This is a genomic window from Aminobacter niigataensis, from assembly GCF_946995915.1.
In the GTDB taxonomy this organism is placed as follows: Bacteria; Pseudomonadota; Alphaproteobacteria; order Rhizobiales; family Rhizobiaceae; genus Aminobacter; species Aminobacter niigataensis.
In genome coordinates this window covers 2,618,247-2,642,359 of sequence record NZ_OX341517.1, presented here as the reverse complement: position 1 = coordinate 2,642,359, position 24,113 = coordinate 2,618,247, and the positions used below count along the sequence as shown (strand labels likewise).

At 63.4% G+C, this 24,113-nt stretch carries 27 protein-coding genes, 1 other RNA gene and 1 pseudogene; 16 read left to right on the top strand and 13 right to left on the bottom strand.

What is annotated here, in order from left to right:
- Positions 1-133: 133 nt before the first annotated feature.
- The 3 genes from O1Y97_RS12810 (at position 134) to O1Y97_RS12800 (ending at position 1,825) form a co-directional block, all read left to right on the top strand.
- Positions 134-370 carry a DUF1127 domain-containing protein gene (locus O1Y97_RS12810; RefSeq protein ID WP_318761272.1) on the top strand — a complete coding sequence of 79 codons (237 nt, stop codon included), beginning with the start codon at positions 134-136 and terminating at the stop codon, positions 368-370.
- Entirely contained in the window at positions 351-1,199 is an 849-nt protein-coding gene (locus O1Y97_RS12805) for an alpha/beta fold hydrolase (protein WP_318764206.1), read from the top strand. Before O1Y97_RS12810 ends, O1Y97_RS12805 begins: the two co-directional genes overlap by 20 nt.
- Positions 1,200-1,588: 389 nt before the next feature.
- A complete protein-coding gene (locus tag O1Y97_RS12800; RefSeq protein ID WP_108607666.1) occupies positions 1,589-1,825 on the top strand; it encodes a DUF1344 domain-containing protein in 237 nt (78 codons plus the stop codon).
- A gap of 133 nt (positions 1,826-1,958) precedes the next feature.
- Here O1Y97_RS12800 and thyA read toward each other — a convergent pair whose 3' ends face one another.
- Together thyA and O1Y97_RS12790 are read right to left on the bottom strand one after the other, a co-directional pair.
- Complete coding sequence (gene thyA / locus O1Y97_RS12795) at positions 1,959-2,855, bottom strand: thymidylate synthase (RefSeq protein ID WP_318761271.1); 897 nt, start codon at positions 2,853-2,855, stop codon at positions 1,959-1,961.
- A 325-nt stretch (positions 2,856-3,180) separates the two neighbouring features.
- Positions 3,181-3,492 (bottom strand): DUF2853 family protein, encoded by a 312-nt coding sequence (locus O1Y97_RS12790; RefSeq protein WP_108607664.1) that lies wholly within the window; start codon positions 3,490-3,492, stop codon positions 3,181-3,183.
- Between the two features lie 181 nt (positions 3,493-3,673).
- Here O1Y97_RS12790 and ssrA point away from each other — a divergent pair.
- Positions 3,674-4,033: a transfer-messenger RNA gene (ssrA, locus tag O1Y97_RS12785) on the top strand.
- A gap of 127 nt (positions 4,034-4,160) precedes the next feature.
- On the top strand, positions 4,161-4,715 hold the full coding sequence (locus O1Y97_RS12780) for an AAA family ATPase (protein WP_318761270.1): 555 nt from the start codon (positions 4,161-4,163) through the stop codon (positions 4,713-4,715).
- A gap of 6 nt (positions 4,716-4,721) precedes the next feature.
- On the opposite strand, the gene O1Y97_RS12775 is transcribed toward O1Y97_RS12780, so the two are convergent.
- Entirely contained in the window at positions 4,722-5,864 is a 1,143-nt protein-coding gene (locus O1Y97_RS12775; RefSeq protein ID WP_318761269.1) for a GGDEF domain-containing protein, read from the bottom strand.
- 195 nt (positions 5,865-6,059) lie between these two features.
- Positions 6,060-7,268 carry a multidrug effflux MFS transporter gene (locus O1Y97_RS12770; protein WP_318761268.1) on the bottom strand — a complete coding sequence of 403 codons (1,209 nt, stop codon included), beginning with the start codon at positions 7,266-7,268 and terminating at the stop codon, positions 6,060-6,062.
- A 169-nt stretch (positions 7,269-7,437) separates the two neighbouring features.
- Between O1Y97_RS12770 and O1Y97_RS12765 the strand changes: the two genes are divergently transcribed.
- The 6 genes and pseudogenes from O1Y97_RS12765 to O1Y97_RS12740 all read left to right on the top strand — a co-directional run bounded on the left by O1Y97_RS12765 (position 7,438) and on the right by O1Y97_RS12740 (position 9,840).
- On the top strand, positions 7,438-8,097 hold the full coding sequence (locus O1Y97_RS12765) for a TetR/AcrR family transcriptional regulator (protein WP_318761267.1): 660 nt from the start codon (positions 7,438-7,440) through the stop codon (positions 8,095-8,097).
- 90 nt (positions 8,098-8,187) lie between these two features.
- Positions 8,188-8,727 (top strand): SspB family protein, encoded by a 540-nt coding sequence (locus tag O1Y97_RS12760; protein ID WP_318761266.1) that lies wholly within the window; start codon positions 8,188-8,190, stop codon positions 8,725-8,727.
- An 18-nt stretch (positions 8,728-8,745) separates the two neighbouring features.
- Positions 8,746-8,943, top strand: coding sequence for a DUF4169 family protein (locus O1Y97_RS12755; protein WP_108607658.1), 198 nt, complete (start codon positions 8,746-8,748; stop codon positions 8,941-8,943).
- Entirely contained in the window at positions 8,940-9,176 is a 237-nt protein-coding gene (locus O1Y97_RS12750; protein WP_318761265.1) for a ribbon-helix-helix domain-containing protein, read from the top strand. The genes O1Y97_RS12755 and O1Y97_RS12750 overlap by 4 nt, the downstream gene beginning before the upstream one ends.
- Positions 9,177-9,283: 107 nt before the next feature.
- Positions 9,284-9,529: pseudogene (locus tag O1Y97_RS12745) on the top strand (BrnT family toxin); the annotation flags it as partial.
- A complete protein-coding gene (locus tag O1Y97_RS12740) occupies positions 9,526-9,840 on the top strand; it encodes a BrnA antitoxin family protein (RefSeq protein WP_318761264.1) in 315 nt (104 codons plus the stop codon). The pseudogene O1Y97_RS12745 and the gene O1Y97_RS12740, both read left to right, overlap by 4 nt.
- Positions 9,841-9,868: 28 nt before the next feature.
- Here the strand turns inward: O1Y97_RS12740 and O1Y97_RS12735 are convergent, their stop codons facing one another.
- The 3 genes from O1Y97_RS12735 to O1Y97_RS12725 all read right to left on the bottom strand — a co-directional run bounded on the left by O1Y97_RS12735 (position 9,869) and on the right by O1Y97_RS12725 (position 15,981).
- On the bottom strand, positions 9,869-13,804 hold the full coding sequence (locus O1Y97_RS12735) for an AsmA family protein (protein WP_318761263.1): 3,936 nt from the start codon (positions 13,802-13,804) through the stop codon (positions 9,869-9,871).
- A gap of 137 nt (positions 13,805-13,941) precedes the next feature.
- A complete protein-coding gene (locus O1Y97_RS12730) occupies positions 13,942-14,397 on the bottom strand; it encodes a GNAT family N-acetyltransferase (protein WP_318761262.1) in 456 nt (151 codons plus the stop codon).
- Between the two features lie 168 nt (positions 14,398-14,565).
- On the bottom strand, positions 14,566-15,981 hold the full coding sequence (locus tag O1Y97_RS12725; protein ID WP_318761261.1) for an FAD-binding oxidoreductase: 1,416 nt from the start codon (positions 15,979-15,981) through the stop codon (positions 14,566-14,568).
- 110 nt (positions 15,982-16,091) lie between these two features.
- Here O1Y97_RS12725 and O1Y97_RS12720 point away from each other — a divergent pair, with 110 nt between their 5' ends.
- Both O1Y97_RS12720 and O1Y97_RS12715 read left to right on the top strand, forming a co-directional pair.
- Positions 16,092-16,571, top strand: a complete 480-nt coding sequence (locus O1Y97_RS12720) for a thioesterase family protein (RefSeq protein WP_318761260.1) — start codon at positions 16,092-16,094, stop codon at positions 16,569-16,571.
- A gap of 145 nt (positions 16,572-16,716) precedes the next feature.
- Complete coding sequence (locus O1Y97_RS12715) at positions 16,717-16,914, top strand: hypothetical protein (RefSeq protein WP_108607650.1); 198 nt, start codon at positions 16,717-16,719, stop codon at positions 16,912-16,914.
- A gap of 45 nt (positions 16,915-16,959) precedes the next feature.
- Here the strand turns inward: O1Y97_RS12715 and O1Y97_RS12710 are convergent, their stop codons facing one another.
- Together O1Y97_RS12710 and O1Y97_RS12705 are read right to left on the bottom strand one after the other, a co-directional pair.
- Positions 16,960-17,838, bottom strand: coding sequence for a dienelactone hydrolase family protein (locus O1Y97_RS12710; RefSeq protein WP_318761259.1), 879 nt, complete (start codon positions 17,836-17,838; stop codon positions 16,960-16,962).
- Positions 17,839-17,968: 130 nt separating this feature from the next.
- Complete coding sequence (locus tag O1Y97_RS12705; protein ID WP_108607648.1) at positions 17,969-18,511, bottom strand: glyoxalase superfamily protein; 543 nt, start codon at positions 18,509-18,511, stop codon at positions 17,969-17,971.
- A 268-nt stretch (positions 18,512-18,779) separates the two neighbouring features.
- On the opposite strand from O1Y97_RS12705, the gene O1Y97_RS12700 reads away from it, so the two are divergent.
- Positions 18,780-21,278 (top strand): ATP-dependent helicase, encoded by a 2,499-nt coding sequence (locus O1Y97_RS12700; protein ID WP_183260391.1) that lies wholly within the window; start codon positions 18,780-18,782, stop codon positions 21,276-21,278.
- A gap of 227 nt (positions 21,279-21,505) precedes the next feature.
- Complete coding sequence (locus O1Y97_RS12695; protein WP_108607646.1) at positions 21,506-21,697, top strand: DUF1059 domain-containing protein; 192 nt, start codon at positions 21,506-21,508, stop codon at positions 21,695-21,697.
- Between the two features lie 58 nt (positions 21,698-21,755).
- On the opposite strand, the gene O1Y97_RS12690 is transcribed toward O1Y97_RS12695, so the two are convergent.
- The 4 genes from O1Y97_RS12690 to O1Y97_RS12675 form a co-directional block, all read right to left on the bottom strand.
- A complete protein-coding gene (locus O1Y97_RS12690; RefSeq protein WP_318761258.1) occupies positions 21,756-22,061 on the bottom strand; it encodes a hypothetical protein in 306 nt (101 codons plus the stop codon).
- 80 nt (positions 22,062-22,141) lie between these two features.
- Positions 22,142-22,522, bottom strand: coding sequence for a low affinity iron permease family protein (locus O1Y97_RS12685; RefSeq protein ID WP_318761257.1), 381 nt, complete (start codon positions 22,520-22,522; stop codon positions 22,142-22,144).
- 81 nt (positions 22,523-22,603) lie between these two features.
- Positions 22,604-23,245: a DapH/DapD/GlmU-related protein gene (locus O1Y97_RS12680; protein WP_318761256.1), complete on the bottom strand. Its 642-nt coding sequence runs from the start codon at positions 23,243-23,245 to the stop codon at positions 22,604-22,606.
- Between the two features lie 36 nt (positions 23,246-23,281).
- Positions 23,282-23,770, bottom strand: a complete 489-nt coding sequence (locus O1Y97_RS12675; RefSeq protein WP_108607642.1) for a CreA family protein — start codon at positions 23,768-23,770, stop codon at positions 23,282-23,284.
- A 119-nt stretch (positions 23,771-23,889) separates the two neighbouring features.
- Between O1Y97_RS12675 and O1Y97_RS12670 the strand changes: the two genes are divergently transcribed.
- Positions 23,890-24,093, top strand: a complete 204-nt coding sequence (locus O1Y97_RS12670; protein ID WP_318761255.1) for a hypothetical protein — start codon at positions 23,890-23,892, stop codon at positions 24,091-24,093.
- Positions 24,094-24,113 lie beyond the last annotated feature (20 nt).

Genomic DNA, 24,113 nt, shown 5'->3' with positions numbered 1-24,113 from the left:
TGCGCCTGGAAGCGGCCAGATTGAAACAAACGAAACACTTCCATCGCCTCCCTGAAAACGAGCTGAAATGAAAATGAACTAAACCTGAAGTGTCGCCGATCCTTGGCGTCGCCAATTGACGGAGTCCTCCCAAATGTCTGCCCTTGCCATTCGGTCCCCCGCTGTTGCTTTCGTCCTCTCCCAGGGGGCAAGAATTCGCCTTGCCATCGAGGCCTATCTCGCGCGGCGGGCACATTACCGCGCCGTTCGGAACCTGTCCGAGCTGGACGACTACCTGCTCAAGGACATTGGCGTTCCGCGCTGCGAAATCGACTCGCTTGCCTACGGTTCTTCCGATCGAAAGCGTGGCCATGAACACGACATGGGCTGAGTTGAGCAGTCGAGACTTCACCGAGGTGGAGTTTCGACTGCCAGTGCTTGCGTTGCATGGCTCAGCCAGCAGCGGCCAGCAATGGCAGGGCCTGGCGGACTATCTCCGGGGCAGCTATCGGGTGGTCGCGCCAGATCTTTCCAGATACGCCAGTTCCGATTCCGCAAAGGCCGCAATCGAGGCGATCATCGACGAGCCGATGCACCTCGTCGGCCATCTGCAGGGCGCCGCGCTCGCGCTCGAGATCGCCATGGCGCGGCCTGAACTGGTGCGCAGCCTGACGCTCATCGAGCCGACGGCTTTTCATCTGCTGCGCGACGGAGCACCATCCGATCGGGCATTGTTCGCCGAGCTTGTCGGGCTGGCCGACAGGATGAAGGCGGCGCTCCCAGTGCATGACCCGGCAGGCGGCATGAGCGCCTATGTCGACTTCTGGTATGCCCGCGGCGCCTGGCAGAGAACCAGCCCGGGGCTGCGGCAGACGCTCGCCTCTCACCTCACCCGGGCCACCGCGGATCTTACCGCTTCCCTTGTCGCCTCCTGGCCGGCCGGCGGCTGTGCCCAAATTCGATGCCCGACGCTTGTGGCCATGGCGCTCGAAAGCCCAAGCGTCAGCCTGCGCACCACCGAGATTGTCGCCGAAACGATCCCCGGTGCGCGCCTTGCCATGATTGCGGATGCAGGACATATGGCACCGCTGACCGATCCCCACATCGTCGACCCGATGATTGCCGCGCATTTGAATGCAGTGGATCGTTCAAGAGCCAAACGGCGACCTTGGCACAGAGCCAGCCCACGCAGCCCGGCGACCAGCTTGCCGGCGATCTGACTTTTCCCGCCTTTTGACACGTTCAATCCCCGCCTGTTGCCTAGCAGGTGGGGATTTGCTTTTCGCCACAGCCAAGCTGCCTCAGGAATCGGCTGCCCAATTCCCCGCTTCTCGCCCCTGCCCGCCGAAGCCAGCGCGGGCGCCCCAATTCCCTGCTGTTCATCAGTCGCTTGCTGCGTGCCGTTCCAGGCATGGCCAGGCGAACCTCTTGCGTGACCACTGCCCAAGGCGGCCACTGTGGCGGCTCGTCCTTGCATATTTCGACAGTCGTCGCAGTTCTGAAACAAACGAAACACTTCTCTCCGGCGGCAGAAAACGCCCCGCAACAGGCGACCGCTAGAACTGGGACGTCGCCGATATTGGCGTCACTCCCAAGAAAGGAATACTCGATGAAGACTCTGGTTCTCGCCGCCGCCTCACTCGCCATGATGTCCGGCGCCGCACTCGCCTCCTCGCAGAATGGCATGATCGCCAAGTTCAATTCGTCCGCTCGCGTCATCACCCTCGAGAGCGGCAAGAGCTTCACCATCCCGCGCGACGTTGCCCTTCCGCCCGTCCAGGTCGGCGAACAGGTCTCGATCCAGCTCAACGACGAAGGCGACAAGGTCACCACCGTCCTGCGCTAGTTCGGATCTCGGAACAGACTGCCGCAGGCGGCCGGATAAAGCCGCCACCAAAGCCATGGACGCTCACGCGATCCATGGCTTCTTTGTTCAGGCGACGTGTCGCCGGGCGCGCATGCCCAGCCTTGGGTTGCCGTCAGACGGCCACGTCCGCGGCGATCGGAGGGTATGGATCGTAACCGCTCACCTCGAAGTCTTCGATCCTGTAGCCATCGATGCTATCCGGCTTCCGCAGCAACCGCAGGGTCGGGAACGGCCGCGGCTCCCTGGACATTTGCTCTCGCGCCTGCTCGAAGTGGTTGAGGTAGAGGTGAATGTCGCCGCCCATCCAGACCAGGTCTCCGAGTTCCAACCCCACCTGTTGGGCGACCATCGCCTGGAGCGCCGCTCCGCCGATGCAATTGAACGGGGCGCCGAGCAGCAGGTCGCAGGACCTCTGGAAAATCAGCATGTTCAGCCGCCCGGCACTGGTGACATGGAACTGATAGACCATGTGGCAGGGCGGCAGCGCCATCTGCCCGATCTCGGGCACGTTCCAGCCGTGGAAGAGCATCCGCCGGCTCGACGGGTTCGTCTTCAGTGTCTCGATGACACTGGCGATCTGGTCATGCTCGACCCCGTTGGCGTCTTGCCAGCGGCGCCACTGCTTGCCGTAGACCGGGCCGAGATCGCCCCATTGCAGGGCGAACGCCTCGTCATCGACGATCCGCCGTTCGAACTCCTGCTGGGAGACGTCCTCACCTGTCTCCTTGCGGTATTTGGCCAGCGGCCAGTCCGTCCAGATGCGAACTTTCTCCTGCAGCAGCGGCCGGATGTTGGTTTCCCCGGTCAGGAACCAGAGCATCTCCTTCACCGCCAGCTTCCAGTAGACCTTCTTGGTGGTGAGGATCGGCACCGTCCCATCCGACAGGTCGAAGCGCAGCATCGCGCCGAACGTCGACAAGGTGCCGACGCCCGTGCGGTCGATCCGCTTGTCCCCCTTTTCGAGGATGTGGGACATCAGGTCGAGATACTGGAATTCCGGGTGGCGCAAGTTCGCTCCTTTGGGCGGAGTTAGGCCCGCGTGCTCGGGCAGGAAGCGGCTAAGGCATTCGACTGAGAGCCTGAAGCCTTGTAGGCGGAATTACTGTCTGCCGTCCGCGGCGCTATGTTCGGGAAAGTCGGGACTGGGGCGCATCGGTCGGGCTCGATTCGGAGAGTGTCCGATCATAGCGGACCTGCCCGGCCTGAGGCAACGAACACTCGATTTGGGGCGCAGCCCCTCCTGCGCAAGGATGCTGCCGCCGGCACGCGTCAAACAACCGACGCCGGACTGCGAGGCCCGGCGCAGGAAATAACCGAACTGGAAGCAGCACGGCTTAGAGCGCGCCGAGCTTTCCGAGTTCCTTGGCCACCAGATAGTAGAAGGTGACGCGATTCTTGGTGTTGTCGGCCGACATCGCCTTGCAGACCTTCTCGATCGCGCCGTCAGCCTTCTTGGCGTCCTCGACGCCGAGCTTCTTGGCGATCCAGCCGGCCTTGACGCGGTCGAGTTCCTTGGGATCGGTGCACGAGACCAGCGAGGAATCGCGGTTCCGGAGCGCGATGCCCAGGTGCTTGACGATCTTGCTCACCACCTCTTCCTTGGCGCCGGCATCGTATTTCTTCACGTCTGCAAGATAGTCGGCCATTTGGATTCCCCTCATCGACGAATTGGCTCATTTGCCGTGGGAAAGGCCGGCCTTGACCGGTAAACGCAACGCAGGCTCCCCCCAGCGCCGGAAGCTTCGGTTCGCGCAACGCGCGAGTCAACCCTGCGTCTTCGCGTGGTCTGATAAAACTGTTGCATATGGCCCGCTCGACTTGCCGTTCGACCTTTCCTTTTTCGCCGAGCCTCCCTATATTCGATCCGTCAGCTTGACTGACTATGGCGATAAACTGCCGATGTAATAAGCCATTCGGACCCGGGGGCGGTACCCGGCGCCTCCACCAAAAGCCGCCGCGCAGTGAGCGACGGCTTTTGCTGGGGGCGAAATAGGATCGACGAGGGTGTAAAGATCGGACTTTTGCTCGGCATTGTACCACCGTTATCGGGCTAAACTTGTAGTTGCAAACGACAACTATGCGGAAGCACGTCTCGCAGCGTAAGCTGTGCGATAGCTTCAAATTAAGCCCTAGAGGTTCGCACTTCTAGGCGGGGTTCGGAGGTACCTGGCAACAGAAACCTCCACTTATCTCCCCAAATCTGCTTTCCCCAAACATGAGCTGCCGGCCTTGGCTGATTTCGGCGTTGCGTGGTTGATCCCGCAATGTCAGCCTGCCTGTGCATGGCCGGTCCCGCTTGTCCGGAGACCTTTCAATGACAACCCCAAATTCCGATCGTTTCTTCGTGCTCACCGGCGGCCCGGGCTCAGGCAAGACCACGCTGATTTCAGCACTCGCCGAGGCCGGCCATGCCACATCGGTCGAGGCGGGCCGCGGCATCATCAGGGATCAGGCCGCGATCGGCGGAACCGCCCTTCCCTGGCACGATACCTCGCTCTTTGCCGAACTCATGTTGTCATGGGAAATGCGTTCGCACGCCATCGCCATGGCCGCATCCGGGCCGGTCTGGTTCGACCGCGGCGTGCCTGACGTCATTGGCTATGCCAGCCTGGTCGGCCTGCCGGTGCCGCCACACTTCGAGAGCGCGGCACAGAAGTTCCGCTACAACAGCCGCGTTTTCATCCTGCCGCACTGGCCCGAAATATTCACCCAGGACAGCGAGCGCAAACAGGATGAGGACGAGGCCCAGCGCACCCATGCCGCGATGGTCGCAAGCTATACGGCTTGCGGATATGATCTCGTCGAGGTGCCGAGGGCACCGGTTGAGGCACGGCTGGCCTTCGTCCGGGAACGCTCGCGCCTACCCTGAACCGGCTTACGCCGCGCTCGGCAATTGCAACCCCTCCGCGAATGTCCGGTTGCGGCCGGCGCGCTTGGCGGCATAGAGGATCTTGTCGGCGCGGCCGATCGCATCCCATAGCCCTTCGCCGGGATGGAACTCGGCGATTCCGAAGCTGCAGGTCACGGCAAAATCCGCAGGCAGCCCGGCAAAATGGGCGCTTGCGATCTCGCGGCGCAACTTCTCGGTCAGGCTGTATGCCTGGTCCAGGGGACAATTCAGCACCATGATGAATTCTTCGCCGCCCGTCCGCGCAGCTATGTCGCCGGCCCGCAGTTTCTTCCTCATGATCCCGGCGAATGTCGCCAGCACCACGTCGCCAGCGGCATGGCCGAATCGATCGTTGATCGTCTTGAAGCAATCGATGTCGCAGGCAACGATGCCAAGCGGCTTGCCCCGGGCGACAGACAGCAGGCGCGCCTCCCGTCCCTGCAGGCCGCGGCGGTTCAGCAATCCGGTAAGCGGATCGGTGTCGCGCTCTGCCTTCAGCCCCAGAACGATGTCGGCACAGGCGACGACCAGCAGCCCAAGTCCCAGGGTAGCGCCAAGCAGGGACATACTGAACTGCGCCCAGATCCAGAATGCGGATTCGAAGAATGCGTCGACGTCGTCGGGCGGAACCGAACTGCCGTCGAGCAGCACGCGCACGAAGAAGGTCAGGCCAAGACCAAGCAGGAGCCAGGCCATGGCGCGGTCGATGACGTTGCCGCGCACAAGGTCCCGCAGCTTCCACGCACCGCTCAAGATGATGCAGCCCATGCCGATATTGAGCACATAGACGCGGACCTGGAGGTTGTTGTCGACGTAGTAGAAATAGCACAGCAGGCCGACAATGGCCGCGAACCAGGCCGCGTGCAGTCCCAGTGGCATCGACCTGCGTGAGCGCGCGAGCACACCTTCGACCAACAGCAGCGGCCCTGCGGCATAGAGCATGGCGGAAACGATCGTGTTGTAGCCGATATCAGGGGGCCACAAGGCGAACTGCACGATGGTGGCGCTTCCGACAGCTGCGAATGCCAGCGAGAAAAACAGCAGATGCCGCCGGCGGCGCTCAAGCAACCACACGCACAAGAACGTTGCTGCGAACAACAGCAGCAAAGCGGAGGGAATGAATTTCAAGATTTTCGATGGCCTCGGGCGTCGTCGCTCTACTTCCGGTGGTCTTGGCGGTGACTTACCGGCTCATAGGTAAATAAGACGATATCAAGGCTGCACGAAGATGGCCCCGACATTTCGGCTCGCTCCCGAAGTCATCGTAAGGCCATCGGCACTGACAACTATGGGGCCGGACGACAATCGCCGGCCCCACCTAATTCATTCGGCCGGCGCTTCCACCGCCACGTCGCGGCTGCGGCCGAGCGTCAGTTGGGCGAGCGCGAAGGCGATGACCGCCGACATGGTGATACCCACCACCATTGGCAGGGGCGTGCCATCGAAGAACAGGCCCGCCACCGCCATGGCGACCGCGCCGGTGGCAAAATGCAACGTCCCCATCAGGGCGGACGCAGTCCCGGCAATTTCGCCATGCTCTTCCATCGCCAGCACCGAGGTCGTCGGGATGACCAGGCCAAGGAAGCCGTAGCCGACGAACAGCAGGACAGCCAGGACATCAAGCCGGTCGACGCCCGAGGCGAATACGGCAAGCAGCACCACCATCATCGTCGCATAACCGACCACCGCGACCCGCACCACGCGCCGCAACCCGAATCGTTCGGTCAGGTAGCCCGTCAGTTGCGACATGCCTATGAAGGCCACCGCATTGATCGAGAAGAACACGCTGTAGACCGATGGCGACAGGCCGTAATGGTCGATCAGGATGAACGACGAGTTGGCGAGATAGACGAAGAAGCTGGCAATGCCGAAGCCACCGATGAACGTCAGACCAAGGAAATTGCGGTCGCCGAGCAGGAAGCGATAGCCGCTCAGCGCGCTGCGCACCGAGCTTTCGGCACGATGCGCGGCAGGGCGCGTTTCCTTGAGCGAGGTCGACAAGAGCACGATGGCCAGTACGGCCGCACCGGTGACGACCCAGAAAACGGCGCGCCAGCCAAAGCCCTCGATCACCAACGAACCGGTCAGCGGCGCCAGAATCGGCGACACGGAAAAGACCAGCATCAGCAGCGACATCAGCCGTGCCGCCTCAGTGCCGGTGTGCAGGTCACGCACGATGGCGCGCGGCACCACCATGCCGGCCGAGGCGCCGAGGCCCTGGACCACGCGGAAGGCGATCAGCCACTCGATATTGGGCGCGAGTGCAGCCCCCACACCGCCGATGGCAAACAGCACCAGCCCGATATAGAGCGGCGCCTTGCGGCCGATCATGTCGGAGATCGGCCCGACGACGATCTGTGCCAGGCCCATCGCCAGGAAGAACACGAGCAAGCTCATCTGCACAGCGGCAGTGCCGGCATTGAGGTCGGCGCCGATCGTCGGCAGCGCCGGTAGGTACATGTCGATTGCAAACGGACCGATGGCCGACAAAAGGCCGAGCACGACCGCTACGCGGAGGAATTGGGGTGTCATGGCGTGATTCTTTCGGATCTGGTTTCCGCCGCGAGAAGACGGCGACGTGTAATCCAAGGACGTTCCGCAGTCCGAAATTCCGACTCTTCCCGAACCGGTCATCTCGAAGCGAGTACATATTTTTAGACACACTTGTCCAAATCGTCAATCACCTGTATATAAAAATTCCATGACACCTGCCAACGCTCCTGACATTGCGGTCGCCCGCAGCCACAGCGCCAAGCGCCTCTCCATCATCGATGCAGCCGCTTGCGTCTTTTGCCGCGAGGGCTTTGCCGGCGCCAATATCGACCTCATCGCAGCCGAGGCCGGCGTCTCGCGCCAGACGGTCTACAACCATCACGGCGATAAGGAGAATTTGCTGGTCGCAGTAGTCCGAGAAATCACTGACCGGATCAATGTCGGCGTTTTCGACACGCTGGCCACCTTCCCCGACAAGCCGGTCGATCTCGAAGCAGACCTCGTGGCCTTCGCGGTACGGCTCAACCAGAACTGCATCTGCAATCGCGACGGCAAGTTCCTGCGCAAGCTCCTGCATACGGAGGGCGAGCGCTACCCAGCACTTTTCGCCGGTTGGCGCGAGGATGGTCCGGCAAAGACCTGGGCCGCCCTTGCCGCGCGTTTTGCCCGCCTGGCGCATGCCGGGTGGCTCGAAATCGACGATCCCGACGTCGCCGCCCGCCAGTTCCTGGCCCTCGTCAACGCCGATCTGCAGATGGCGATGATCTTCGGCGACACAGTCTCGGAGCAGCAACTCAGAACGGCCGCGACCAACGCCGTGCGCTGCTTTCTGCGCGCATATGGCAAGCCTCGCCCGGCTGCAATCTGATCATCTTCAATACCGCGCTATATCCGGTTTACGCCGGGCTCAAGCTTGATTACAGGTAAGGGAACGATTCAATCGGACCCGCATCGACATATGGCCGAAGACCAGATCCGCTACGACATTCTCGCCCAGGAGGCACTGCGCGGCGTCATGCGCAAGGTCCTGGCGGAAGTCGCGCGAACAGGCCTGCCGGGCAACCACCATTTCTTCATCACCTTCATGACCGGCGCGCCCGGTGTGCGCATCTCCAGCCGTCTGCACGAGCGTTATCCCGAGCAGATGACCATCGTCATCCAGTTCCAGTATTGGGACCTAAAGGTCACCGATACCGGCTTCGAGGTTGGTCTGTCCTTCTCGGATGTGCCTGAAAAGCTCGAAATCCCCTTCTCCGCCGTGCGCGGCTTCTACGATCCCTCGGTCAACTTCGAGCTCGAGTTCGAGGTCAAGGCAGAGCCCGCGGCCGCTCCTGAAGAAGATGCAGCCAAGCCGGAGCTGATCGCGGTGGTAAAGCCGGCCGAGCGCAAGGCCGCGCCAAAGAAAAAGGCCGGTGCGGCCGAGAAGGAAACACCGGAAGAGCCGGCCCACGGCAAGGGCGCCGACGTCGTCTCGCTCGACGCTTTCCGCAAGAAGTAAAACAGGACGAGGTCGTCCATGGCCGACGTCGTCAATCTCCGCCAGTTCAGGAAGCACAAGGCGCGGGCCGAGCGCGAGACCGTTGCCGACCAGAACCGCGCGTTGCACGGCCGCACCAAAGCGGAAAAGGCACGGGACCGGCTGACCGCCGACCGCGCCGAGAAATTCGTCGACGGCCACCGCCGCGACAGCGACCCGGAAAAATCCGGCCAGTGAGCCTTGTCGAAAAACGCTCAGTGACGATTCGCGGTCACCGCACCAGCTATTCGCTGGAAAAACCCTTCTATGACGACCTTGTCGCCATCTCGGCCACGCGCGGCATTCCCCTTGCCGCCCTCGTTGCCGAAGTCGACGCCCAGCGCCCGCGCGAGGCAAATCTGTCCTCCGCGCTCAGGCTCTTCGTGCTGGAACAGGCAAAGCGCGGTGCGGCCGAGCGGTCCGGCCGCTAGCCATCAGGCTGCAGGGATACTATCCTTGCCAGATACATTTTTCGTAATACGTTTATTCTTGACCTCAGAGATTAAAAGTAATACTTTTAATGAAGATCGTCTAGGACGAACCAAAGCGTCTGGCCAATCTCGAAAAGCACGGCTTCGACTTCGCTGACGTAGTGTTTTTCGGCTGGGAGTCTGCTGTCATCAAACCTGCCCGGCCAGACAACGCCGGTCGTCGACGAATGAAGGCAGTCGGCTACTTCGACAATCGGGTCGCCGTGGTGATCTTCACCACACTGGGCACGGAAGCGATGTCCGTCATCAGCTTCAGGCCAGCAAGCGCTCAGGAAAGGAAGGTTCAGTCATGACCGGCAAGACACTGAAAAAGGCGTTCGAACCTGGACACGGCTACACCAAGGAAGATTGGGATGCCGTGGAGAGCCCGGAACTGACTGAGGAAGAACTGGCCCAATTTCGCCCGGCTCAGGAAGTCTTGCCGCCAGAATTCTTCCAAGGCATCGAAGAAGCACGCCGCGCTCGCGGCCGCCCCTCGGTCGAGGCGCCCAAGCAGGTCGTCTCGATCCGGCTCGATCCCGATGTCATCGCCAAGTTCAAGGCCACCGGCAAAGGCTGGCAAAGCCGTATCAACGACGTCCTGAAAAAGGCCAAGGTCGGCTGAAACTGCCACTGGGGAGCTGCCTGCCTGCCTATTGGCTCTGCAACGACTTGAAGAAGTCGTCGAGACTGAGCGGTTCGAGCTTCTTCTTGACGGGTGCTTCGGCGGGCGGCGGGGGCGCAGGCTCTGCCGGGATCGCCTGATCCGGCATTGCCATTGGCCGGGCATCAGGCAGCGGCGCCCGTTCGATTTCCGAAACCGGCGCAGGTTTTGCCGCTTCGGCCTCGCGCCTGGCTTTTTCCTCAGCTTCTAGTTTTGCCTTCTGCTCGGCCTCCAGATGCGCCTTTTCTTCCACCGCCCGACGAGCCTTGCCGGCATCCTCGAGCGCCTTTTGCCTGACGGCTTCGGCCTGCGCCTTGGCGGCGGCCTCCGCCGCGCGGACTTCCTCTTCGGCCTTGAGCCGGGCTTCCTCGGCTCTGGCCTTCGCTTCTTGCTCGGCGCGAATGCGGGCTTCCTCGGCCAGCCGCGCTTCTTCCGCAATACGTTCGCGCTCGGCCTGGAGACCGGCGAAATAGCGCACCTCGCGCCGCAGCCGCTGCTTTTCCAGCAACACCGCCTGCATAGCCTCGACGCGCGCCTGTTCCTTTTCCAGCGCACGCTGGGTCAGGAATTGCGCCATCGGCTCGCTGTCGAACAACAGCGCGGTCGCCCCCGGCTCGCCTTCGATGCGGAAGCCAAGCACCGGTTCCGAGCCCACCAGGGCCTCCTTGCCCGGCGCGTAGGTGATGTTGCCATTCGCCGCAACGACGCCGTCGTTGAGATCGGCACGCAGGTCTGCGGCAAGTGTCGCCGACGGGTTCTTCAGCGTCAGCGGTGGCGCGCGCAGGATGCCGCCCGCGATGGTGAAGGCGACGTCTGCCTTTTCCGCGGCAAAGCTGCCGGCGCCAGCGATCCCGGGAGCGAACTCGGCGACACGCGCGCCGTTGATGTCGCGGCCCAGCGCGTCGGCCTTGGCGATCAGCGGAGCGAACGCATCCGGGTTCAATCCGGGCACGGTCAGCCCGTCGACAACAGCGGTGCCGGAGCCCGACAACGAAGCAACCAGGCCCTCGATAGACTTGCCGCTGCCAGAAAAGGTCGCCGAAAAATCACCCTTGCCGCCCAGCAAACCCGCGCCCGGGATCCCGCCAACTTCCGCGGAGCCGAGTTTCAGCTGGCTGCTCAGCAAGGCCGTGCCGTCATTGTTCTTGAGTTCTATCAAGCCTTCCAGGGCGCCGCCGAACAGCTTGGCCCTGAGGCTTGAGAGCCTGAGCGACTGGCCATCGAGTTTCAGCGCCAGCACCGCATCATTGGCGGTCGCCAGCGGCTCGGCGGCTAGTGTGCCGGCGACGATCTCGAGGTCGGCGGTGAACGGCGCGACCGGTTTCTGCTCAAATGGCGCTGCCGGCCAGGCCCCGTCGCTGCTCTCCAGCGCCCTGGCGCCAAGCATCATCTCGGCAAAAGGCGCGAGGTCGAGTTCGTCGAGCGTCAGCGAACCGCCGAGATGCGGCACGCCGCCGACCAGCTCCACCCTGAGATTGCCGACCACCGCACCCTCGTTCACGGTGCCGTCCAGCCTGTCGAGCAACAACGGCCCGCCGGCATAGCTGGCGTCCGCGGCAAGATCGACCGCCTTGCCCGTGCCCATGCCCGGCAGGGCCACGCCCACCGTCATCAGCCACGGCTCGACATCGGCGGCGCGCAACGTCGCCCTGCCTTTCAGGCTCGGGCCCTCGTCGCGCAGCGCGACCGTCCCAGCAAAACCTCCGGAGGCGTCGTCGCCCTTCAGACTTGCGATGACCTCGAGTCCGTTCTGCGCAGCACCTTTCGCTGCCACCTCCATTTCGCCCGGCCCGATCACGCCGAGCGGCAGCGCCGGCAGGCCGGCGAGCGCCATCAGGCTGGTCGCGTCCTCGTTGCGGGCGGAAAAATTGAGCGCGATCTGTGCGCCCTGCAACGACCCTTCAAAGGCCGGCGCCGAAAGGGTCGCCAGCAGGTCGGAGCCACCGGCCTTGCCCTGTGCGCTCAGCGCGACGCCGGTCGAACCGTTGCCGTTCTCCACGGCACTGGCGACGAAATCGATGCGGGCATCGGCGAGCAGGCCCGGATAGGCCGCCGCGCTCGCGGCAAGACCCGCCAGCAGCCTGTTGTCTGGCGACTGTGCGGCCGCCAGCGCGACCAGCGGTGCGAGATCCACCGCCACCACGGACGCATCGAGGTTGCCGGTTGGCGTGGCAGGAAAATCCTTGATACGGCCGGTTGCGCTCAACGAAGCGCCAGCCAGCTCGCCTATCGACAGCCTGTCGATCTCCAGCACGCCCTCGCGCAGGCGCAGGGCCGTATCCAGGCTTTCGGCGCTCAGGCCGGCAAGGTTCACCGGTCCAGCCTTCACTGCAAGATCGAGATCGCTGTCGGCAAAGCGATTGGCGCCCTGGTCGGTGACGAACAGCGAAGCGAAGGCGCGCAGACCTTCGAGGTCGAGTTCGCCGCCATCGAGCTTCATCGTCACCGAAGCCCGCGCATCGCCCGGCTGCAGGCTGTCCAGCTCGCCGGTGAACTTGGCCTTGCCCAGGATCAGCTCGATGTCGTCGAGCTTCTGCTGTTCGCGCGTCAGCGCCACCTTGGCCTTGAACCCGGCGGCCGGCAGCCGGCGCACCGCCTCATCGACATCCCGCGCCACCCAGGCGGCAAAGCCCGAGGGCTGTCCGACCGCCAGCAGCAACTGGCCATCGAAGCCCAGACTGTCTTCCGTTTTCAGGAAACCGTCGGCCTCCAGCCGCGTGCGCCCGGGCAGCGTCGCAGCCACCGAATTCAGCTTCCAGCCGCCCTCGCCCGGCTCGGCCGACAGTTTGACATCCCGCACCGTGGTGTCTCCGGCGACGATCGCCGGCAGGTCGACGTCGATGGTACCTGGTATCGTCGGCCGCGGCAGGTCGACCAGCACGCTCTCCAGCGCCGTCAGGCGCTGCGAGATCGAAAACCCGGCTCCCGCGGCTTCCCCGCCCACCGCCTCGTCGAAGCGCACCTGCGCACCGTTGGCGGCAATCGAGAAATGCGGCGTGGTTCCAAGGTCGATCTCCGCCGTGCCGTCGGCGGTGTAGGGATTGTCGAGCGGCCCGCTTTCGAAGCGGAACTCCTCGACCGTGAGCCTGGCGTGGTCGAGCGCGAACTTGCCCTTCAGCCTGAAGCCGGGTCCCGCAGATTTGGCTGGCGCCTTGGGTTTGTCGCCCTTGGCGGCCGGCGGCTCGGCTTGGGCCTCGATGACGCTGAAATTGCCGGCATAAAGCCCGCGCCCCTTGTCCATGCTCGCATTGCCGTCGCTTTCCAGCACGAAGCCACGGCGTTCGGGTGTGGCCCGCAGCCGTAGCCGCATCTGGCCGGTCGGGTCGACCGAGCCGGTCGAAGCCGACAGTTGCGTCTTCATCCCGTTGATGCGGAGCGAGCCGTCCATCCGCCATGGGCCGGCAAGCGACTTGGCCGAAATCTCGGTGTTGATTTCCGACAGAAGCTGGTCGCGCCCGCTGGTTCCATGCCGCACCCTCACCTGCCCCTCGGTGACGGTCAGCTTCTCGATGGAGATCTGCTTGGCATCGAAGGGCGCCGAAGGCCGCATCGCCCAGTCGACGGTGCCGTCGGCAGCCACATCGATCGTCGCCTTCGGCCGCACCAGCCGCATGTCGTAGATCAGGAACTCGCCGCGCAGCAGCGGCGCCAGTTCCGCATCCATCGAGAACGTCTCGACAGTCATGGCATCTTTGCCGTCGGCCCCGCCGCCCACCGTCACATCGGAAAACGTCACCGACGGAAACGGCAGGATTCGCGCGCGCACGTCGCCCTGCACAGCCACCTTGCGGCCGAGAATGGCGCTCGCCTCGCGCTCGAACTCGGCCTTGTAGCCGGACCAGTCGATAAAATACGGCCCCACCAGAGCCGCAAGCAGCGCCAGTACAAACAGTCCACCAAATATTACGAACAGGCGAGCGAGCATTGCCTCGGGGCAAATCTTTTCATGCGTCCCAAGCGTCTAAGCGCAGGAGCGTGGTCATTTGGTGGCATGTTGGGCTGTACGCCGCGGCGCGTCAACGCCGCGGCGTAGCCTCTCCCGCAAAAAGCGACGGCTGGTCGTTATGCCGCCCGCCTCATGCGGATCACCTCGAGCGGCCTGCCTTCGTCGTCATGAGCATGCCGCAGCAGTTCGACGAAACCCATGCGCTGGTAGAAGGCAACGGCCGACAAATTGTCGGCATAGACCTCGACCTCGAGCGCGCCTTTCAGCTTTGCTGCATGCAGCACCAGCGCCTTGCCCAGCCCATGGCCATGAGCGGCCGGGTCGACGAACAACCCGCCTATGAAGTTGTCGATCAGGCCGATGAAGCCTGCCGGCTTGCCGTCTATCTCGGCCACCCAGTTTTCCGCCTGCGGCAGGTAGACGTCCCGCACCTTGGCCTGTTGGGCGAGAAGATCCTCCTCCGTCAGGAACGGATGGCCGATGCGCGAAGCGTCCAGCCAGATTTCGGCCAGTCGTATGCGATCAGCCGTGTCGGAATAGGCGCGAACCGTCGCGCCGTGAGCGTGTTTCATGGAATTATCCTTGGAATTTACGTGTCAGAGAAAGGCGCAAGCGCCCGTTCAGCCTCTCGGCTGTCATCGGCCCGCTGGCCGACGCTTCAACGATTGAAGTCTCTGCGCATGAAATTCCTGTTGGACGGCGGCGCAGTAGCAAGTCGGCGACCTCAGGTCAACGTTCGCCTAGTCCGCCGGTGGCAGCATCTTGCCGGGATTGAGGATGTTCTGTGGGTCGAGTGCCTGCTTGATCGCCCGCATCACAGCCACTCCGTGGCCGTGCTCGCGCTCCATCAGACCCATCTTGCCCTGGCCGATGCCGTGCTCGCCGGTCGAGGTGCCGTCCATTGATATCGCCCGCTCGGCCAGCCGCTTCACGAACTCCTCGGCGCGGCCGATGTCTGTTGGGTCATTCGGGTCCATCAGCACCAGCGTGTGGAAATTGCCGTCGCCGACATGTCCGACGATCGGCGCGATCAGCCCCAGCCGCTCGATGTCGGCCTCAGTCTCGGCAATGCATTCGGCCAGCCGCGAGATCGGCACGCAGGCATCGGTCGACAGCGCGCGTGCGCCGGGGCGCAGCGTCTGCGACGCCCAATAGGCATCGTGTCGCGCCTTCCACAGCTTCGCCCGCTCCTCGGCGACCGTGGTCCATAGGAACGGCCCGCCGCCATATTCGGCAGCGATCTCGCCAAAGTTTTCCGCCTGCTCCGCCACACCGGCGTCCGAGCCGTGGAATTCCAGGAACAGGCATGGGCTTTCGGGATAATCGAGCTTGGAATAGATCTTCATCGCCCGCATCTGCAGCGCGTTGACCAGTTCGATCCGCGCCACCGGAATGCCCATCTGGATGGTCGCGATCACCGCCTGGCAAGCCACCTCGACGTTCGGAAACGGACAGACCCCGCCCGAAATCGCCTGCGGGATGCCCTGCAGTTTAAGCGTCACCTCGGTTATAATGCCGAGAGTGCCTTCCGACCCGACCAGAAGCCGCGTCAGGTCGTAGCCGGCCGAGCTTTTCCTGGCGCGATGCGAGGTCACCACCTCGCTGCCGTCAGCCATCACGGCGCGCAGCGCAAGCACGTTCTCGCGCATCGTGCCGTAGCGCACCGCATTAGTGCCCGAGGCGCGGGTCGCCGCCATGCCGCCGAGGCTGGCGTTGGCGCCGGGATCGATCGGGAAAAACAGGCCGGTGTCGCGCAAGTAGGTGTTCAGCGCTTCGCGCGTCACACCCGCCTCGACCGTGCAGTCGAGGTCGTCGGCATTGACGGAGACGACCTTGTCCATGCGCGAGGTGTCGACCGAGATGCCGCCTGCCGGCGCGTTGACATGGCCTTCCAGCGACGTGCCCGTGCCGAAGGCGATGACCGGCACGCGATGTTCCGCACAGACCCGCACGACGTCCTGCACGTCTGCCGTGCTTTCGGCGAACACCACGCCGTCGGGCGCCTGGTTGGGCAGATAGGTCGTTGTATGGCCATGCTGCTCACGGATCGCCTGGCCGGCCTGGAAGCGCGCGCCAAATTTCTGCTTGAGGATGCCGAGAGCGGTGGCGATCCCTTCCTCGTTCCGCGCCATCGCCTTCAGGTCGCTCAAAGCCATGTTTTCCTCCGCGATTGGAACAGCATGCCGCCTTGCCGGCACCCTATGCTCGGGTAATCTGCCACCCTGTCCGGTTTGTCCAGCGCAACAGAAGACCAAAGGATTACGCCATGCCAGCCCCGTTCGTGTCACGCGTCATGGAGATTGAGAAAGGCTGGATCGACTATAATGGCCACCTCAACATGGCCTATTACAACGTCCTGTTCGACCGCTGCAGCGACGAGGCGCTCGATCTGCTCGGAATGGGGGCTGCTTACGTCCGCGACCGAAAGCTCACCATCTACACGGCGGAAGTCCACGTCTGCTATGTGCAGGAACTGCATCTCGAACACCGCGTCACCGCGAGCTTCCAGCTGCTCGACCATGACGACAAGCGACTGCGTGTCTACCAGGAGCTGCTCCACGTCGACGGCTGGCTGGCGGCGACGTCGGAATATCTCGCTTTGCATGTCGACATGACCGGCCCCAAGGTCGCACCCTTCCCGGAGGACATCATGGCGAACCTTCAGGCAATGGGTGCCGCCCACGCCCAATTGCCCATGCCGGAACGCGCCGGCCGCTCGATCGGCATCAGGCGCAAGCCGACATAGTGGCTGAAGGGCCACAGGCGATTAACCTTACCTGTTCATAACCTGCATCACAGCCACCGGTTCGTTGATCGGCTGCACCCTCACCCCGACAATCCCACGCAGCGAAGTTGAGTCGCGGCGGGCACCGGACGGCTTGAGGCAAGGCATGCAAACAGACATCGAAACGACAGCCAGCAAGCTTGCCTGCGACCCGCGCATCAGCGACTACGATTTCTGGCGTTCGCTCCGCAACATCAACAACGAAATCTTCGAGATCGCCAACAACAACGGGCCGATCCCGATCGAGATGCTACGCTGGCGCGTCATCCTGCGCCAGGCCCGCTCCAAGCGCGGTGTGGCCTGAAGCACGCAGGCGCGCGCGAACGGCTCACGCCTGCCACAAGGCAGATCAGGCCAGCTTCTCCTTGAAAAAGGCAATTGTCCGGCCCCAGGCCAGGTCCGCCGCCTCCTTGTTGTAGCGCGCCTCGGACGTGTCGTTGTTGAAGGCGTGCTGGGCGCCGTCATAGACGTGAACCTCAAAATCCTTGCCAGCCTTCGTCAGCGCCGCCTTGTAGGCGTCGATGCCGGCGTTGATGCGCTCGTCCATCCCGGCATAATGCAAGAGCAGTGCCGCCTTGATGTTGGCGATGGCCGCCTCGTCCTTGGGCTGTGCGCCATAATAGGCGACGCCAGCGCCGAGGTCCGGCGCGTTGACGGCAAGCAGATTGACAGTGCCACCGCCCCAGCAAAAGCCGACCGCGCCGACCTTGCCGTTCCCGCTTTCGTGACCCTTCAGGAAAGCCACCGTCGCGACGCCGTTTGCCACCGTCTGCGCAGCATCTAATTGGCCGAACATCTCGCGCGCCTTTTCCTCGTCAGGCGGCGTGCCGCCGAGCGGCGACAGATAGTCGGGCGCCAGCGCGACGAAGCCTTCGAGCGCGATGTGCCGCGCCACGTCGCGGATATGCGGATTGAGGCCCCGGTTTTCGTGGATGACGATGATCGTCGGCAGCTTGCCCGCATTTTCCGCCGGTTGGACGAGATAGCCCTTCATCTCGCTGGCACCGCCGGGATAGGTGATCTCCTCGGCCTTGAGCCGCGTGTCGTCCTCGGCAACGATGGCCGCCCGCGCCTGGTTGGCCGAAAGCATCGGTGCAATCACCGCCGCCGCGGCAGCCGATCCGGTGAGCTTGGTCAGCGTCTCCATGAAATGGCGCCGGTCGAGCGTCAGGTGGGTGTATTCGTCATAGGCGTCGATCATCGCCTGGGTGATGGCAGGTCTGGTCATGACTCGCTCCCTGTCTTCGACATCAGGCGGCGAGTTTAGCGTATGCAAATGTAGGTGGTGTCACGGTTGCGTGAATGGGCACCGCCGTGCAGTGGAGGTGCCCGGGCCTCGGGCGCAGCTAAGACGCTGATCAATCCTGGCTTTCCATGAAGCGGATGCGATTGCCGAACGGGTCGATCACCTCGCACTCCAGCCCCCAGTCCTGATGCTGCAGGCCCGGACGGTTGTATTTGTAGTCCTTGGCGATCAGCCCCTTCTGGAATGCTTCCACACCCTGCATGTAGCAGACAGCAGTCGCACCGGGGCTGGCGTCGCCCGAATGCTCCGACAGGTGCAGCTTCAAGCCACCGCGCGATACCTGGCAGTAGAGCGGCGCGCCGGGATGGAAGCGATGCTCCCAGTCGACCTTGCAGTCGAGAAAGCCCTCGTAGAAGCCCCTCGCCTTGTCCTCGTCGAAGATGCGGAAGATCGGCACCGGCTGGGTGAAGCTCACCGCACCGGTGGCAGGCTCTTCCACCTTCTCCAGCTTGCTCGACAGGATATTCCAATTGTCGACACCGAACTGCCGGGCAACGATTTCGAGCGCCTCGCTGTGGCTGACATCGAGGTTCTTTTGGGCAAGCGCCTCGCGCATGGCCTTCGCCATCGCCTTTGCATCACGATAGGTTCGCATGATCTTCCGATCCTCGGGTTCCGGTGAGCATGTCCATCAGGTGCCCGCATTGCCGATGCTCTCACCATCCCTTGGGATCAGGTGACGGAAGCGTCCGATGTGTTCGCCATACCCCTTGTCGGGGCGCGGGCTGCCGGCCACATCCAGCCGTGTGGCAAGCTAGCCATGCCAGAGCATTCAGGTCAAGGCCGCCACTTTCCCCGCCTAAACCAGAACAAAACAGAGACGCGGCTGGCCTTTCCGCCCCGAATCACTACATTCGGGGCAAATGTCAGACTTTCCGGACGACATGCCGTTTTTCGACGAGCCCGGCGGAATGCCGCCCCGGCCCGGCAGCACACCTGCGCCGAGCGGTATTGCCGCGCGCGCCATGGCCGCCCGCCAGGCGCCCGCCGCAGCCGACTATCTCAAGGGCCTGAACCCCGAGCAGCGCCAAGCTGTCGAGACCACCGAAGGCCCGGTCCTGGTGCTCGCCGGCGCCGGCACCGGCAAGACGCGTGTGCTCACCACCCGCATCGCCCACATCCTCAGCCAGGGCCGCGCCTACCCCAGCCAGATCCTCGCCGTCACCTTCACCAACAAGGCCGCGCGCGAGATGAAGCAGCGCATCGGCCTGCTTGTCGGCGAGGCCGTCGAGGGCATGCCCTGGCTCGGCACCTTCCACTCCATCGGCGTCAAGATGCTGCGCCGCCATGCCGAACTGGCCGGCCTGCGCTCCGACTTCACCATCCTCGATACCGACGACGTCATCCGCCTCATCAAGCAGTTGATCCAGGCCGAAGGCCTCGACGACAAGCGCTGGCCGGCGCGCCAGTTCGCCATGATGATCGACGGCTGGAAGAACAAGGGGCTCGGCCCGGCCGAGATCCCCGAGGGCGATGCGCGCGCCTTCGCCAACGGCAAGGGCCGCGAACTCTACAAAGCCTATCAGGACCGGCTGCAGACGCTGAACGCCTGTGATTTCGGCGACCTTTTGTGCCACCCGATCCGTATCTTCCGCGCCTATCCTGACGTGTTGAAGGAATACCACAAGCGCTTCAAATACATCCTCGTCGACGAGTATCAGGACACCAACACCGCGCAATATATGTGGCTGCGCCTGCTCGCGCAGGAGACCGGCGCGCCGGGCCAGAAGAACGTCTGCTGCGTCGGCGACGACGACCAGTCGATCTATGGCTGGCGCGGCGCCGAGGTCGACAACATCCTGCGCTTCGACAAGGATTTTCCGGGTGCCGTCGTCATCCGGCTCGAGCGCAACTACCGCTCCACCGCTCATATCCTCGGTGCCGCTTCCCATCTCATCGCCCATAATGAGGGCCGCTTCGGCAAGACGCTGTTCACCGATCGCAACGATCCCGAAGACGGCAAGGTCAATGTCCACGCCGCCTGGGACTCCGAGGAGGAAGCCCGCGCCGTCGGCGAGACGATCGAGCAACTGCAGCGCCAGAAGCACAACCTCAACGACATGGCGATTCTCGTCCGCGCCTCGTTCCAGATGCGCGAGTTCGAAGACCGCTTCGTCACCCTTGGTGTCAACTACCGGGTCGTCGGCGGCCCGCGCTTTTACGAGCGCCAGGAAATCCGCGACGCCATGGCCTATTTCCGCGTCGTCGCCCAGGGCGCCGACGACCTCGCCTTCGAGCGTATCGTCAACATCCCCAAGCGCGGCCTTGGCGAAGCCGCCATCCGCCAGGTCCACGACACCGCCCGCGCCCTTGGCGTGCCGATGCTCGAAGCGGCGCGCAATCTGGCCGAAAGCGACGAGCTCAAGCCTAAGCCGCGTGCCGCCTTGCGCGAGGTCGCGGCCAATTTCGAGCGCTGGCAAAAGGCGCTCGACAACACGCCGCACAACGAACTCGCCGAGACCATCCTCGAAGAGAGCGGCTACACCGACATGTGGAAGAACGACCGCTCGGCCGAAGCGCCGGGACGGCTCGAAAACCTCAAAGAACTCATCCGCTCGATGGAGGAATACGAATCGCTGCGCTCGTTCCTCGAGCATGTCGCGCTCGTCATGGATGCCGACAAGAACGAGGACCTCGACGCCGTCAACATCATGACGCTGCACTCGGCCAAGGGCCTGGAGTTCGAGACCGTGTTCCTGCCCGGCTGGGAGGAAGGCCTGTTCCCGCACCAGCGCGCCCTCGACGAGGGCGGCCGCTCGGGCTTGGAGGAAGAACGCCGCCTCGCTTATGTCGGCCTCACCCGCGCCAAGAAGAACCTGCATCTGTGGTTCGTCTCCAACCGCCGCATCCACGGCCTGTGGCAATCGACAATCCCCTCGCGGTTCCTCGACGAACTGCCCGAGGCGCATGTCGAGGTCGCCGACGCCGGCAATTCATACGGCGGCTACGGTGGCGGCGGCCGCAACCCCTACGGCGCCTCGCGTTTCGACGACGTCGGCCAGAAATCCTTCTCCAACACCTATGCCACGCCGGGTTGGCAGCGCGCGCAGCAGAACCGCACCGAAGCCACCGACCGTAACTGGGGCTCGCGCTCCGGTCATTCGGTCGAGCGCATCGGCTATGGCGAAACCGATTCAGGCTTTGGCGCCGGCCGCGGCTCGGTCAAGGGCCGTACCATCGAGGGCGAGTTGGTGGCCAAGTCCGTCGCGTCAGAACCGTCGCGCTTCAAGGTAGGGGACCGCGTGTTCCACCAAAAATTCGGCAACGGCAACATCTCGGCCATCGACGGCAACAAGCTGACCATCGACTTCGACAAGGCCGGACAGAAGAAGGTGCTGGACGGGTTTGTGAACGCGGTATGAGGCCCTCACCCCTCCACATACTTATGCAGGATCGAGTTGATCAGCGTCTGGTAGGGCATCCCCTCCTCCGCAGCCCGAGCCTTTAGCCGCGCGAGATCGCGCTCGGCCACCCGCCTACATCGTGGCCCCGGCCCAAACCGCTTGCCGGCCCACATATCGGTTGCTGCCGTCACGTCCCAGGCATAAAATTAGCAAGCGCTAACTTTTATCGCAGGGAGGCGAAGACGATGCGCCAATATATCGATTGCCGTGAATTCCCGAGCGAAATGAAGTGCACGGTGGCGATCGCCGCCGATACCGAGGACGAGCTGATCAACGCCGCCGTCCAGCACGCGGTAGCGGTCCATGGCGAAAAGGACACTCCGGGGTTCCGTGCAGAAATCAAGAAGGTCATTCACAGCGGCACGGCACCGGCCTGAACATCGCCCGCACGTTCGCGCAAGGCGCACCCGGCTTGCTTCTCAGGCAGGAGGAACCTTACTGCCGGCGGGTCGGCGCGCTGCCGCCGCGCATCGCTTTCAGCCGCTCGGCAACGGATGCCGCCAGTTCGGCATAGCGGTCTTCCAGCTTTTCGGCGGCGACCAGCACCTCCGGTTCGAAGTCATTGGCCTCGAGCACCTGCCGCAGCTTCTCGACGAATTCGGCCTGCTGCTCGAGCGCGGCAAACAGCTTCTTCACCTGGTCGCGGCTGATGTCGGGGTTGGCAAGCGTCGCGGGCACCTCGCGCGCCATCTCCGCGCCGGTTTTGGCCTGCTCTTTCAGGATGTCCAACCAAGCAGTCACGCCACAAAACCCAACCCGCTTCGATTTTGTTCCCCAGGCCGCCCAGCGTCAACCTTCCAGAAGCTGGACCGCGGCGCCACTTACGCTTTTGCCCCCGCTTTCGCGTCGTGCCGCTTGGCCGCTTCCTCGCATTTGCGTCTGATGTCCTCGACCTCGGTCTCGGTCAGGTGCTCGATGCCGATGAAATAATTCTGCGCCTTGCCGACGCGGATAAGCTCGTCGAGCTTGGCCTGCATCGCCGCGCCATCGCGGTTCTGCGTATTCTGGATCAGGAACACCATCAGGAACGTGATGATGGTCGTGCCGGTGTTGATGACCAGCTGCCAGGTGTCGGAAAAGCCGAACACAGGCCCGGAGACCGCCCACGCGAGCACGATCAGGCAGCAGCCGAGAAAGGTCAGCGGCAGCCCGGCGGCATAAGCAACCCTGTTGGCAATCCTGGTGAACACCCTCTCGAACATCGCAGATCCCTTCGTCCGGCGAAGGAAAACACGCGACATCCACTCCCGGTTCCGTGCCGCTGTGACAGCGACGCCTCGGCATCAGCCCGTGGCCGCCTCCCAGCGGTCGAGAAACGCCTCGATGGGCAGGCTCTGCATGTCGGGAATGGCCTCGAACAGCCGCTCGGCCGGCCAGTCCCACCAGGCCAATGCTTCGATGCGGGCGGCGATTTCGGCGGGAAACCGCATCTTCAGCCGCCTGGCCGGCACGCCGACGAAGATCTCGAACGGCGCCACATCCTTCGTCACCACCGCATTCGCCCCGATCACCGCACCATTGCCGATCGTCACCCCGGGCATGATGACCGCGCCATGGCCGATCCACACGTCATGGCCGATGCTCACCGGCTTTGCCCTGCGGCGCTCGCGAAAAGCGCCGTCGACGCCGAGATAGCGGAAATACTCGTTGGGGCGGTAGCTCACCTTGTGGGTGGTCAGCCGCTCCATCGGATGTTCGAGCGCGTTGATGCGACTGTTGGCGGCGATCGAGCAGAACTTGCCGATGGTGGTGTAGATCGCCTCGGCGTGGCGCTCGAAATAGGAGTAGTCGCCGACGACGACCTCGCGCAGCACGACACGTTCGCCGACAGCGACATGACGGCCGAGCCGGCAGCCTTTCAGCTCTGACGTCGGGTGGATGCGCGGTTCGTCGTCCTTGAAGCGAAGGTCTGCTGGTGTGTCCATGACGCGGATTTACGCCCGCGCCACCTCGCCCGCAAGCTATTGCGGCTTGCCCTTGGTCCAGACGACCTCCTGGCCGTAAAGCGGCACCGTCGTCATCGACATCTTGGCCGAGCCGTCCTGAACCTGGCGCGAATGCGCGAGATAGATCAGCGTCTCGTTCTTCTTGTCGTAGATGCGGTTCACCACCTGCTCCTTCCAGATCAGGCTGATGCCCTGCTTGAACACCTCTTCGCCTTCCTCGCCGAGATCGATCTCGCCGATGGTGATCGGCCCGGTCTGACGGCAGGAAATCGCCGAATCGGAGGGGTTCTCGAACCAGTTGCCCTTCTGCAGCCGGTCGATCACGCCACGGTCGAAATAGGAGACGTGGCAGGTGATGCCCTCGACCTCGGGGTCCTTGATCGCCTCAACGATGATGTCGTTGCCGAGCCAGTCGACGCCGACTTCGCCCACCTGCTGGGCAAAGGCTGGAGCCGCGGCCCCGAGCGTAAGGGCGGTGGCAAGGACGGAAAAGGCAAGCCGCATCGAAACCTCCTGGAATGGTGTCCGCCCCACACTTGGGTCGGCGGCCCGCGCGTTGCAAGCCGCATCATGATGCATCCTCCTCTCGAAATGGTGTCTTGTGGACGAATGAGGGCGTCAACATGTCCCTTTTGGCAAAGCGCGCGGCGCGCTATGTAGGGTTGATGAAACAGCCTCGGCGCATATCGCTCAAGACCGTCGCGTGGATCGCGCTCGGCCTAGCGGCGTTTGCGGCGTCCAGCGGCCTCGCCTTTGCCTCCTGGCTGGACAAGGACGCCGGCATCTTCATGTCACTGGTCGAAGCAGGCATGTCCTGGTGCTTCTGAAGCCGTTACCAATCACACCA